General features: G+C 72.2%; 9 protein-coding genes and 1 pseudogene. 6 read left to right on the forward strand and 4 right to left on the reverse strand.

What is annotated here, in order from left to right:
• Window positions 1–3 precede the first annotated feature (3 nt).
• The 3 genes and pseudogenes from DJ019_RS13275 to DJ019_RS21690 all read left to right on the forward strand — a co-directional run.
• On the forward strand, window positions 4–1,377 hold the full coding sequence (locus DJ019_RS13275) for a DUF1501 domain-containing protein (protein ID WP_111276509.1): 1,374 nt from the start codon (window positions 4–6) through the stop codon (window positions 1,375–1,377).
• A 74-nt stretch (window positions 1,378–1,451) separates the two neighbouring features.
• A complete protein-coding gene (locus DJ019_RS13280) occupies window positions 1,452–2,306 on the forward strand; it encodes a hypothetical protein (protein WP_111276510.1) in 855 nt (284 codons plus the stop codon).
• 509 nt (window positions 2,307–2,815) lie between these two features.
• Window positions 2,816–2,950, forward strand: a pseudogene (locus tag DJ019_RS21690) (PEPxxWA-CTERM sorting domain-containing protein); the annotation flags it as partial.
• A gap of 30 nt (window positions 2,951–2,980) precedes the next feature.
• On the opposite strand, the gene DJ019_RS13290 reads toward DJ019_RS21690, so the two are convergent.
• The 4 genes from DJ019_RS13290 to DJ019_RS13305 all read right to left on the reverse strand — a co-directional run bounded on the left by DJ019_RS13290 (window position 2,981) and on the right by DJ019_RS13305 (window position 8,877).
• Complete coding sequence (locus DJ019_RS13290) at window positions 2,981–3,649, reverse strand: YiaD family glycine zipper/OmpA-like lipoprotein (protein WP_111276512.1); 669 nt, start codon at window positions 3,647–3,649, stop codon at window positions 2,981–2,983.
• A gap of 93 nt (window positions 3,650–3,742) precedes the next feature.
• Window positions 3,743–6,193, reverse strand: a complete 2,451-nt coding sequence (locus tag DJ019_RS13295; RefSeq protein WP_111276513.1) for a TonB-dependent receptor — start codon at window positions 6,191–6,193, stop codon at window positions 3,743–3,745.
• Between the two features lie 119 nt (window positions 6,194–6,312).
• A complete protein-coding gene (locus tag DJ019_RS13300; RefSeq protein WP_111276514.1) occupies window positions 6,313–7,914 on the reverse strand; it encodes a fatty acid--CoA ligase in 1,602 nt (533 codons plus the stop codon).
• Window positions 7,915–7,977: 63 nt separating this feature from the next.
• Entirely contained in the window at window positions 7,978–8,877 is a 900-nt protein-coding gene (locus tag DJ019_RS13305) for a LysR family transcriptional regulator (protein WP_111276515.1), read from the reverse strand.
• A gap of 126 nt (window positions 8,878–9,003) precedes the next feature.
• Between DJ019_RS13305 and DJ019_RS13310 the strand changes: the two genes are divergently transcribed.
• Genes DJ019_RS13310 through DJ019_RS13320 form a run of 3 tightly spaced genes read left to right on the forward strand, consistent with a single transcriptional unit; the run spans window position 9,004 to window position 12,130 of the window.
• A complete protein-coding gene (locus DJ019_RS13310; protein ID WP_111276516.1) occupies window positions 9,004–9,522 on the forward strand; it encodes a cupin domain-containing protein in 519 nt (172 codons plus the stop codon).
• Window positions 9,519–10,913 (forward strand): MFS transporter, encoded by a 1,395-nt coding sequence (locus DJ019_RS13315; protein WP_205854161.1) that lies wholly within the window; start codon window positions 9,519–9,521, stop codon window positions 10,911–10,913. Before DJ019_RS13310 ends, DJ019_RS13315 begins: the two co-directional genes overlap by 4 nt.
• Entirely contained in the window at window positions 10,910–12,130 is a 1,221-nt protein-coding gene (locus DJ019_RS13320; RefSeq protein ID WP_111276517.1) for a CaiB/BaiF CoA transferase family protein, read from the forward strand. Before DJ019_RS13315 ends, DJ019_RS13320 begins: the two co-directional genes overlap by 4 nt.
• The last annotated feature ends 323 nt before the right edge of the window (window positions 12,131–12,453 follow it).

A 12,453-nucleotide genomic window follows, 5' to 3' on the forward strand; every position in this document is an offset into this window, starting at 1 on the left:
CCCATGGCTCTTTCGCGACGCGACCTCGCCCGCCTGGCCCTCGGCTCTGGCGCGGCGGCCACCCTGGCCTCGTTCGGCCTCTCCCCCGCCACGGCGCAGAGCGCCGGCGAGTACCGGGCGCTGGTGACGATCTTCCTCTACGGCGGCAACGACGGCTGGAACTGCCTCGTGCCGATGGACGAGCGGCACCAGGCGTACGGCGAGCTGCGAGGGCCCTCGCTGGCGATCGGCAAGGACGAGCTGATCCCGCTGGGCGGGGGCCACCCGTACGGCATGCACCCGGCGCTGGCGCCGCTGAAGCCGGTGTGGGACGCGGGCCACCTGTCGTGGGTGATGAACGTCGGCACCCTGGTGCGGCCAATCGACCGGGACATCTTCTGGGCCGACCCGAGCTCGCGGCCCAGCAACCTGTCGTCTCACTCCGACGAGCAGGCGCACTGGCAGAGCATGCGGCCGGGTTCGATCCATCCGGACGGCGTGCTGGGGCGGATGGCCGACCTCCTGCCGCAGGCGACGGCGGCCTCGCCGCTGGTCTCGACCAACGGGGCGAACCTGGCGCTGCTGGGCCGCGTGGCCTCGCCGCTGATCCTGCCGCTGTTCACCACCTTCGACCGCGTGGGCTGGGACCCGCAGAACATGGACCCTGCGGTGGTCGCGCGGCGGGCGGCGGCCAACGCCTTCGCGGCGGGCCCGCATCCGACCAAGATCGAGGCGGCCACGGCGGCCGGCTTCGATCGCAGCTATGCGGCGGCCGACCTGGTGAACCCGATCCTGACCGCCGCCTCGTCGGTGGACCGGCACTTCGAGGAGGACGGCGCCTTCCGCGACAGCCAGTGCTCGCGCCAGCTCCGCCTGATCGCCCGCACGATCGCCGCGCGCAGCAGCCTGGGCCACGGCAAGCAGCTCTTCTACGCCGGCCAGGGGGACTACGACACCCACGCCAACCAGGTGGCCGGCGGCCGGGTGCTGGGGGCGCACGCCGACCTGCTGGCAGACCTGGCGCTCAGCCTGCGCAGCTTCTACGACGCCATGGTCCAGCTCGGCCTGGCGGACAGGGTGACGGTGGTCACCATGTCGGACTTCGGCCGGACCTACCGCGGCAACAGCTCGGCCGGCTCGGACCACGCCTGGGGCAACGTCCACTTCGCCATCGGCGGGGCGCTGAAGCCGCGGGCGATCCACGGGACCTATCCGCGGCAGATCCTGGGCGCCGGCGACGACTCGGAGGGCGAGGGGACCTTCATCCCGACCCTGGCCAACGAGGAATACATCGGCGCCGCGGCCCAGTGGTTCGGGGTCTCGGACATGAGCTACGTCTTCCCCAACTGGGGGACGTGGAGCGCCAACGGCCGGGGACCCGTGCCGATGTTCGCCTGACGGGGGGGCGCTCAGGCCGCGGCGCACAGCCTTGGCCTCGCCATGGTGCGGCGGGGTCGCTACATGCCTCTCCCATGGACCGCTGTTCCGAAGCCCCGACGGCCCACGACATCGAAGAGCTCAAGGGCCATCCAGGCTTCCGGGCGGCGGTGGAGACATACTGCGCGGCGAACCTGGCGCGCTATCAGGCGCTGGCGGGGCCGGAGCGCTGGATGGTCAGCGACATGGGGCGCGCGTCCCTGTCGGGCGCGGTAGTGGTGCTGGACGCCCTGGGCCGTCTCACGCCGCGCGCGCTGCTGGCGTCGCCCCCGGTGACCAAGGGCGAAGTCAGCCGTGGCCGGGCGCGGCTCTATCTCCAGCGGGCCGTGGCGAGCGGCCTGATCGTCGCGGCGGACGGCGAGGCGCCCCTGGCCGGGGACGCGGCCTTGGCCGTCACGACGCGGTTCCGCAGAGTCATGTCCGGCGTGCTGGATCTGCCGCTCGAAGCGGTCGCGAGAATTGCGCCCGAGGTGACGCCGGCGCTCGACCGCCTGGGCGATCGGCCCTTCGTGCAGGGCGTGGCCCGGCGCGTGGGGGCGATCACGGCCTCTCGACCCGACCTCTTCCCGCTCGACAGCCCTGTCCAGCTCTTCCAGTCGCGCAACGGCGGCTCGCGCGTGCTCGAAGCCCTGGTGACCTGCCAGGCGCCGGGTCGCGAGCGCCTGCTGGAGCGTTGCGCCTACTCCCACTCAGGCCTGGCCCGCGCGAGCCGCTGCTCGCGACCGCACGTGATCCAGCTGCTGAGAGACGGCGAGGCCGGCGGGTATCTCAGGAGCGAGGCGGGACGCCTCACCATCGCCCCCATCCTGTCAGACGACGTGGAGCGCTATTTCGTCCACCTCTTCGCCACCGTCCGCAGCGCGGCGGCCGCCGCGCTGCGCGAAGGTTGAGAGGGCGCCGCTGCGCCCGCTGGCAAATCTCTACAGTTGAGGTCCTGGGCGCGAGGCCGGACAAAGCCGCCGACTTTCACGGGAGGCATGTGATGGCGGTGATGACGATGGCGCGGGCGTGGCGCGCAAAGATGGTCGGCGCCCTGGCTTTGGCGGCGCTGGTCCTGCCTTCGAAGGCGCCGGCGGCGCACGTGCTGTTCACGCTGGACACCGGCGCCGACGTACTGGCGTTCACGCTCCCGCAGGCGCCGACCCCCTCGCCGGGCGTGGTGACCACAGACTACTTCGGGTTCTGGAACCTCGACGCGACCCTGAACGACACGCCAGTGGTCATCGAGCTGATCCAGTTCTGGGCTGGTGGCTTCGCCCGCGGTGGTTTCGACGCCCGTATCAACAGCGCCCTCAGCTTCCATGCGAACGGCCCCCAGCTCTATTCCGGCCCGACCAACAGCCCGACCTTCCTGACCGGCAGTTTCACGACCCGCGGCGGGGCGTTGAGCATCGAGAGCGTCGGCGCGGCCGTGCCCGAGCCGGGCGCCTGGGCGCTGATGATCCTGGGGTTCGGCGGCGTCGGCGCCGTGGTGCGCGTACGCCGCAGTCGGACGCTGTCGATCGAGGCCCAGGCGGCGGCGCACCCCTGCTGAGGCGCGCCGCCGCCGGACCAGGCCGAGCGATCAGCCGCGGAACGGTCGCAGCACCACCTCGACGCGGCGGTTCTGGGCGCGGCCGGTCTCGGTGGCGTTGCTGGCGATGGGCTGGCTCTCTCCGCGGCCGGCCACGAACAGACGGTCGCGAAGGACGCTGCGGCTGACGAGGTAGCTGGCGACCGAGGCGGCGCGGCGCTCGGACAGGGACTGGTTGTAGTCGTCCGGGCCGGTGGCGTCGGCGTGGCCGACCACGTCGATCAACGTCTGCGGATAGCGGTTGAGCGTCTCGGCGAGCTGGTCGAGGGCCGGATAGAAGCGGCTCTGTATATCGGACTGGTCGACGGCGAAGGTAACGTCGGCCGGCATGTTGAGGACGATGTCGTCGCCCCGCCGCTCGACATCGACGCCGGAGCCGGCGAGGTCGCGGCGCAGTTCGGCCTGCTGGCGGTCCATGTAGGCCCCGACCGCGCCGCCGGCCAGGGCGCCGACGCCCGCGCCGATCAGGGCGTTGGTGCGGCCTTCCTCGCTCTTGCTGGTGTTGGTCAGGTAGCCCAGCAGGGCGCCGCCCGCGGCCCCGGCGAGGACGCCGGTGCGGGTGTTGCTGCGCACGGATTCGCCTGTGTAGGGGTCCATCGTGGTGCAGGCGCCGAGCGCAAACAGGCTGACCAGCCCAACGGAACCAAACTTCGCAAGCATTCACCTTCTCCTGGCGGCGGGCGGCACAGCCCTTGACCCGGGCTGAACTCGCAACGGCGAAGGTGGTTCACGGCGAGGTCCCGGCGTTTGGTGTCAGAACGCCGACTTCAGGGTGACGCCCCAGGTGCGCGGATCGCCCGGCTGGCCGACGATGAGGCCGGTATTGGACGGGCCGAGGGCGAGCTGCTCGAAGTAGTCCACGTCGAAGGCGTTGCGCACCCAGCCGAAGACCTCGATCCCGTCGTCCGCCCGGAAGCCGACCCGAAAGTTGCTGAGCGCATAGCCCTTCACGTTGGTGTAGGCGGACGGCGAGGGGTTGGACGAGAAGCCCGACCGATAGCTGCCGTCGAAGCCCGCGTAGGCCTGACCCTCGCGGCCCAGCAGCACGCCGGGCAGGTTGGCCTCGATCCCGTACGAGAACGACCACTTGGAGACGCCCGGCAGGCGCTGGCCCGAGATGTCGCAGTTGGCGGGGCTGATCCCGCCCGGCGTTCCGGGTGCGCTGGGCGTCTGGCCGGCGGTCGCGGTGGTCCCGCCCGACAGCTCCGGAGGGCAGGGCGCGTCGACGAAGCGGAGGTATTTGGCGTCGGCGTAGGCGCCGTTGACGTAGGCGCTGAGGCGCTCGCTGGGACGGACCTGGAAGTCGGCCTCGACGCCCTGGCTGCGCACCTTGCCGGCGTTGGCGAGATAGCCGCGCAGGACGCCGAGCTGGCCGTTGGTGACGGTGGCCTGGTAGTCGCCGATGTCGGTTCGGAAGGCCGCCAGGTTGAGGATGGCGCGGCCCTCCCAGAACCGCGACTTCAGCCCGGCCTCGAAGTGGTCGACCGACTCCGGCCGGATCGAACCGGCGGCCAGGATGGGATTGCCCGCCGCGTCGGTGGGCAGGCCGTTCTGGTTGATGCCGCCGGTCTTGAAGCTCCGCGCATAGGTCGCATAGGCGAGGACGTCGCGCCGGAGAGCGTAGCTGAGCGTCAGGTCGTAGCTGAAGTTCCAGTCGCTGAACCGGGGCTCGCTCACCTGGGGCGCGAAGACGCCGCGCTGGGCGACCTTCACCGGGTCGGTCTGGCCGAACAGGACCGGATTGCCCTGGCCGTCGAAGACCTTGCGCTCGTAGAAGCCGACCTTCTTGTCGTAGTTCAGCCGGACGCCCGGCTGGATCGTGAAGGCGTCGGTCACCTTCCAGCTCGCCTGGCCGAACAGGGCGAGGCTGGTGTTCTTCAGGTACTGGGTGTTGCGCGCGACGAGTCCATCCAGCACCGCCGGGTTGGCGGCCAGGGCGCCGGTGAGGTTCCAGCGGCTGGAAGCGGGGCCGTGCTGCTCTGTCCCTTGCGTGTCGATTCGCTGGTGGAAGGCGAAGGCGCCCACCACCGCGTCGATCCGATCGGTGGCGTAGTTGTAGCGCAGCTCCTGGGAATACTGGTCGTGCTGCGAGGGGTTCTGCGACCTGGCCACGATGGAGAGGCCGAGGAAGTCGCGGTCGTTCTCGGGTTTCCAGTCCCAGAAGCGCCAGGCGGTGACGGAGGTCAGGGTCCCCGGCCCCACGTCCCACTTCACCCGCGCCGAGGCGCCGCCGATCCTGTTGCCGGCGTTGAGGTTGGAATCGACGTCGGTCAGTCGGTCGAACGGGTTGGTGCTGACCACGGTGTAGCCCTGCGCCGCGGCGAGGGCGGCGTACTGGCGCGGGAGCGCCCGCTGGGTCGCGCCCGTGCGGACGTAGATCTGGGCGCAGCATTTCGGGTTCTGGCGGTTGAAGTCGCCGCTGAAGGTGACGGCGAGATCGTCGCTGGGGCGGAACAGGAGCTGGGCGCGGAGGCCGAGGTTGTCCTGCGCGTTGATCCAGCGCCGGCTGGTCACGTTGTAGATCGTGCCGCGCCGCGTCGTGTACGAGACCGCCAGGCGGGCGGCGAGGGTCTCGCTAAGCGGGCCCGAGATGGCGGCCTTGGCCTGCCGGAAGTCGAGCGTTCCGGCGGTCAGCTCGGCCTTGCCCTCGAAGTCGAAGGTGGGCTGGTTCGTGGTGATGCTGATCGCGCCGGCGGTGGTGTTCTTGCCGTAGAGCGTGCCTTGCGGCCCGCGCAGCACCTCGATCCGCGCCACGTCCAGGAAGTCGAACGTCGCCGAGGCCACCCGGGCGCTGTAGACGTCGTCGACATAGACGCCGACGCCCTGCTCGAAGCCGTCGCTGGTCAGGCCGAACGGCGAGCCGAGCCCGCGGATGTTGACCGACGAGTTGCGCGGATTGGACGTGTAGAACTGGAGCGTCGGCGCGAGCTGCTGCAGCCGGCCGACGTTGAACGCCCCCACGCTATCGATCCGGGCCCCGGCGATGACCGAGACGGCCAGGGGCACGTCCTGAACCGTCTCCTCCCGGCGGCGCGCGGTGACGGTGAGCTCGGAAACCGACGCGCCGTCGCTGGCGTCGGCCGCCTCCGCCGCGGCGCCTTCCAGGGCCCCCTCCGAGGCCAGGGCGGCGGTGGCCGTTCCCGAGAGGAGAATGGCGAGGAGCGCGGCGCGCGCCGGACGCACCGCCGTTGCGGTCAGGTTCATGGTGGGCATCCCCCAGGTGTCGATCTTGGGAACGCACGCTAATCCACTAATCCCACCGATGAAGTAGGAATAAGGCTGATCAGGGGCGCAGAATTTCTAAGCGCCCTTGCGAAGCCCGATCAGTTCACCCGGCGCTCGCGGCCGGCCCAGTAGGGCTCGCGCAGTTCGCGGCGGAGGATCTTGCCCGAGGCGTTGCGGGGGATCGCGTCCACCACGTCGACGCTCTTGGGCGCCTTGAAGGCGGCGATGCGCGTGCGGGCGAAGGCGATGATGTCGGCGGCATCGACGGTCATGCCCGGCTTCGGCACGACCACGGCCTTGACCGCCTCGCCCCACTTCTCGTCGGGAACGCCGATGACGGCGACCTCGGCGACCGCCGGGTGGCCGTAGATCGCGCTCTCCACCTCGGCCGGATAGATGTTCTCCGCCCCGGAGATGATCATGTCCTTCACCCGGTCGTGGATGTAGAGGTAGCCGTCCTCGTCCAGGTAGCCGGCGTCGCCGGTGCGCAGCCAGCCGTCGGTGGCGACGGTCGTGGCGGTGGCTTCGGGCAGCTTCCAGTAGCCGGTCATGTTGGCGATCGAGCGGGTGGCGACCTCGCCCACCGTATGTGGCGGCAGGACGTTTCCGGCCTCGTCGACGATGCGGATCTCGACGCCGGGCATGGGCACGCCGGCGGCGCGCATCCGGGGCGTTCCCGCGGGGTCGTGATCTTCCGGCGGCAGGTAGACGATGGTGCCGCAGGTCTCGGTCATGCCGTACTGCTGGACGAAGCCGCAGCCGAACACCTCCATGCACTCGCGCAGCAGGTCGAGCGGAATCGGCGAGGCGCCGTAGAGGATGTACTTCATCCGGCTGTAGTCGACCTGGCGGGCGCGGGGCTGGCGCACCACGATCTGCAGCGCGGCCGGGACCATGAACATCTTCGAGACGCGGTCGTGCTCGATGAAGTCCAGCACCTTCAGCGGGTCGAACTCGCGGGCGACCACGCCCTTGGCGCCGTTCATCAGGCCGACGATGCCCCAGCCGGTGCCGCCGATGTGGGCGACGGGCATGGCCACGAGGCTGATGTCGTCGGGGCCCCAGGTGTTCCAGGCCATCTTCGCCTCGGCGGCCTGGCGGCGGCCGCCCAGGATGTTGTCGTGGCAGAGCATCACGCCCTTGGGCTTGCCGGTGGTGCCCGAGGTGTAGAGCTGGACCGCCACGTCGCGGGTGGTGATCGGGATGGCGGGGTCGGCGGGGCCAGCCGCGTCGCGCCAGGCCTCGAAGGTCGGGTAGTCGCTGCCCGGCTCCATGGCGATGACCTTGGGCTGGCGCGCCAGGAGCTTCGCCACCTCGGGCGTCTGGGCCATGACCTCGGGGCCGACGAAGACCAGCGGGGCCTCGCTGTCCTGGACGATGTAGGCGACCTCGGGCGGGGCCAGGCGCCAGCCGATGGGCGTGACCACGACGCCGGCCTTGGCCGCGCCGAACAGCAGCTCGAAATAGTGGTCGCTGTTCTTGCCGACGTAGGCGATCCGCTGGCCCTTGGAGAGACCCTCGGCGATCAGGGCGTTGGCCACCTGGTTCGTATGCCTGTCGAAGTCGGCGAAGGTGGTGTCCCGGCCCTCGAAGGTCAGCGCGACGGCGTCGCCGCGGACGCGGGCCTGGTAGCGGGCGACGTCGCCCAGGGTGGTCATCTGGTCGAAATCGAGTTGGGGAGCGGTGCTGGTGTCGGTCATGGCGCGGAGGGAGCCGCCCCGCCGTGGCGTAAGGCAAGGGCGCCGCTGGGGGAGGGACGTGCGTCAGCCGGTGGGCGCGCAGACCTCGCGCAGGCAGGCTCGCAGCCAGCGGTGCGCGGGATCGGCGTCGAGCCGCGGGTGCCACAGCATCGAGACGGTGAACGGTGTCGTCGGCAGCGGGACGGGGACGGCGTGCAGGCCCTGGCGCAGGCTGCGGGTGTGGCGGTCCGGCACGGTCGCCACGAGGTTTGACGCTGCGGCGAGGGCGATGGCCGCCGAGAAGCCGCCGACCATGTTGTCCACGCGCCGCTGCAGCCCGGCCGGCAGGAAGGGCAGGTCGACGGCGTCGGCCTCGAAGCCGGTGCGCGAGACGACGACGTGCCGGGCGGCGAGGTAGCGGCCGGCGGTCACGGCGCCCTTCGTCAGGGGGTGGCCGTCGCGGACCACGGCCACCAGCCGGTCCTCGAACAGCGCGCGGGCGCGGACCTCAGGACCGATGGCGGTATCGACGACGCCGGTCTCCAGGTCGACCCGGCCGTCGCGCAAGGGCGCGCTGTCCTTGTCGGGCTTCTGCAGGAAGTTGAGGCGCACGCCGGGCGCGTCGGCCGCGGCGCGGGCGATGAGGGCGGGGCCGAAGTTCTCCACGAAGCCGTCGCTGGTGCGCAGGGTGAAGGTGCGCTGCAGGGCGGCGAGGTCGACGGTGTCGTCGGGGCGCAGGACCGCCTGGGCGTCCTGGACCAGGTCGTGGACGCGGGCCCGCAGCGCCTCGGCGCGGGGCGTCGCCACCAGCCCCCGGCCGGCGCGGACCAGCAGCGGGTCGCCCGTCGCCTCGCGGAGGCGGGCTAGGGCGCGGCTCATGGCGGAGGGGCTGAGGCGCAGCCGCTCGGCGGCGCGGGCGACGCTGCCTTCGCTGAGCAGCACGTCCAGGGTCAGCAGCAGGTTGAGATCCGGGAGCGCGGGCATGCGCCACCTTAGCAGGTTTCTCGCCGGACATGGCGTCTCATGCACGATTGGAGTGCAAATGCTGCGCGTTCCGCCATGACTGGCCGCCGCCTAGCTTCCGCCCCGAACTCGGACGGAGGACGGACGATGACGGAAAGCACGCTGGAGCGGGGCATGGCGCGGGTGCGGGCGGCCTGGGGGCCGCTCTCCACGCCGCTGGTGGCGGAAGGCCGTGACATTCTCGAAGGCCTGGCGAGGGCGCCGACCTCCGAGCCCTGGCTGGCGGCGCTGGTCTCCGAGGCGCCGGCGAGCCGGGAGCTGCACAGGGATCCCGACCACGGCTTCGTGTTGCTGGGACATGCCGAGCAGGCCGGGCTCTATCGGCCGCCGCACGACCATGGCGCGGCCTGGGTGATCTATGCCGTCCAGCACGGCGAGGTCGAGATGCGGACCTATGGCCGGGTCGAGGCGCCCGATGGCGTCCGGCTGGTGCGGCGCGATGTGGTCCGGCTACGGGCCGGCGACGTGGCGGCCTACCTGCCCGGCGACATCCACGACACCCGGTGCCTCAGCGAGACGGCGCTGTTGTTCCGCTTCACCGCGCGCGACCTGCGCCAGGAGGACCGGGAGGGGCGGCTGACCCGCTATCCGGCGCCCGCGGCGTGAGCGGCCTGCCGGAGCCGCGGCGGACCGCGGCGGTGGCGGCGGTGCTGGCGGCCATGGCGCTGGTGGTGCTGGACGCCGGGATGTCGAACCTGGCGGTCCCGACGATCGGGCGAGCGCTGGGCGTGGAGCCAAGCGAGGCGCTGGTCGTGGTGACCGCCTACCAGGCGGCGCTGGTGATGGCGCTGCTGCCCTGCGGCGCCCTGGGTGAGCGGCTGGGATGTCGCCGGGTCTTCGTGGCCGGCGTGGCGGTGTTCGCCACGGCGGCGGCGGGCTGCGCGCTGGCGCCGTCGCTGGCCTGGCTGGCGGTCGGGCGGCTGGCGCAGGGGCTGGGCGGGGCGGCGGTGATGTCGCTGGGCGTCGCGCTGCTGCGCGAGAGCGTCCCACGGGACCGGATCGGCGCCGCCATCGGATGGAACGCCCTGACGGTCGCCCTGGCGTCGGCCGCCGCGCCGAGCCTGGGGGCGCTGGTGCTGCACCACGCCGACTGGCGCTGGCTGTTCGTGGGGCACCTGCCCGTCGCCGTGCTGGCGGTGGCGGCGGCCTTCGCCCTGCCGCGCGGAAACGGCGGGGACGGGCGACTGGACCCCCTCAGCATGGGCTTGAACGTCGTGGCGTTCGGGCTGCTGGTGGTCGCGGCGCAGGCGATGGGCGGTCCGGCCTGGGCGGTCCTGGCGCCGGTCGCCGGGTCGGCCGCGGCGTTCGTGGCGCTGGTGCGCCGGGAGGCGCCGAAGGCCGCGCCGCTGGTCCCGTTCGACCTGCTGCGCCGGCCGGCGTTCCGGGGCGCGGTTCTCGCGTCCGTGTGCTGCTTCACGGGACAGTCGGCCGGGATGATCGCCCTGTCGTTCCATCTGCAGGGGGCGATGGGCCTCGACCCTCTGGCCGCGGCGCTCTGCCTGACGCCGTGGCCGCTCGCGGTGGCCTCGGCCTCGGTCGTCGCCGGCCGGGCGGCGGAGCGCCTGCCGACGGCCTGGCTCTGCGCGGTGGGAGCCGGGGGGCTCGCGGCGGGGCTGGCGGCGTGCGCCACGTGGCCGGCGGCGGCGGGCGACGAGCGGCGTCTCATGGCCTGCGCGGCCCTGTGCGGCCTGGGCTTCGGCCTCTTCCAGACCCCGAACAACCGCAGCCTCTTCCTCGCCGCGCCCCGACAGCGCGCCGGGGCGGCCGGCGGCGCGCAGGCGACCGCCCGGCTGACGGGACAGACGGCGGGGGCGCTGGCGATGACCACCCTGCTCGGCGTCCTGCCGGTCGACACGGGCGCGCGCGCCGGGCTTGCGCTCGCCGCCGCCGCGGCGCTGGCGGCCGCTGTGGCGAGCCTCCTGCGCGCCGGGGCGGACCAGGGCGAGGATCACGCCCCTTCCGTCCGCCACGTCACCCCAGGTAATGCGGAGGCATGACCGACGCCGCCGCCCCCGCTTCCGCCCCCGGACCGCTCTCCGATCTCGTCGTGATCGAGATGGGGACGCTGATCGCGGGCCCGTTCTGCGGCCAGATCCTGGGGGACTTCGGCGCCGAGGTGATCAAGGTGGAGGACCCCAAGGTGGGCGATCCCATGCGCCAGTGGGGGCGCAGCCTGCCCAAGGGGCTGTCGCCCTGGTGGCCGGTGATCGGGCGCAACAAGAAGTCGGTGGGCCTGGACCTGCGCAAGCCCGAGGGCCAGGCGCTGGCGCGCGAGCTGATCGCCGGCGCCGACGTGGTGATCGAGAACTTCCGCCCCGGGGCCATGGAGAAGTGGGGCCTGGGCTATGAGGCGCTGTCGAAGATCAATCCGCGGCTGATCATGGCCCGGGTGTCGGGGTTCGGACAGACGGGCCCCTATTCGCAGCGGGCGGGCTACGGCCTGATCGGCGAGGCCATGGGCGGCCTGCGCTATGTGACCGGCGAGCCGGACCGGGCGCCGGCGCGGGCCGGCATCTCCATCGGCGACAGCCTGGCGGCGATGCATTCGGTGATGGGCATCCTGATGGCGCTGCACCATCGCGAGCGGACCGGGCAGGGCCAGGTGATCGACGCGGCGCTGTACGAGAGCGTGCTGGCGGTGATGGAGAACCTGGTCACCGAGTACGACCTGACCGGCTATGTGCGCGAGCGGTCGGGCTCGGTGCTGCCGGGGATCGCGCCGTCGAACGCCTATCCCTGCCGGAACGGCGAGATGATCCTGATCGGCGGCAACGGCGACAACGTCTATGCCCGCCTGACCGAGGCCATGGGGCGGCCCGACCTGAAGGACGACCCGAAGTTCGTCAGCCATGCGGCGCGCGGCGAGCACCAGGCCGAGCTGGACGGGATCATCGCCGAGTGGACCAGCGGCTATGCGCTGGGCGACCTGCTGAAGCTGCTGGAGGACAAGGGCGTGCCGGCGAGCCGCGTGTTCCGCGCCCCCGACATGCTGGAGGACCCGCAGTACCAGGCGCGGGAGGCGATCGTGTCGGTGGAGCACCCGGTGTTCGGCCCGGTGCGGATGCAGAACGCCTTCCCGAAGCTGTCGGCGACGCCCGGCAAGGTGCGCTGGCCGGGGCCGGCGCTGGGCCAGCACACCAACGAGGTGCTGGCGGCGCGGGCGGGGTGTTCGCCGGAGCGGCTGGCCGAGCTGCGCGCGGCGGGGGTGATCTAGGGGGGCGGGAGCCAACCCACGGCGTCATCCCGGTTTGGGCAAAGGCCCAAGACCGGGACCCAACCCTTAAGCCGTGCGCCTGGAGGCGCCGCAGGAGGCGTCGAGCCCGATGGCGCGCCCTGCCTCCGCCGCTCCCGGACGGTTGGGTCCTGGTCTTCGCCTTGCGGCGAAACCGGGATGACAGCGGAAGGCGGGAACAAAGGAAGCAGCCGGCCGGCGACCTGTGCCGCGGGCCGACCGCAGAAGTCAGGGTCGCCTGATCCGGGCGATCTCCCCTGGCCGCCGGTCCGGCCTCCGCGGGTACGCCGCGAACCTTCATGGGC

Source organism: Phenylobacterium kunshanense, assembly GCF_003254525.1.
GTDB classification, from domain to species: Bacteria; Pseudomonadota; Alphaproteobacteria; order Caulobacterales; family Caulobacteraceae; genus Phenylobacterium; species Phenylobacterium kunshanense.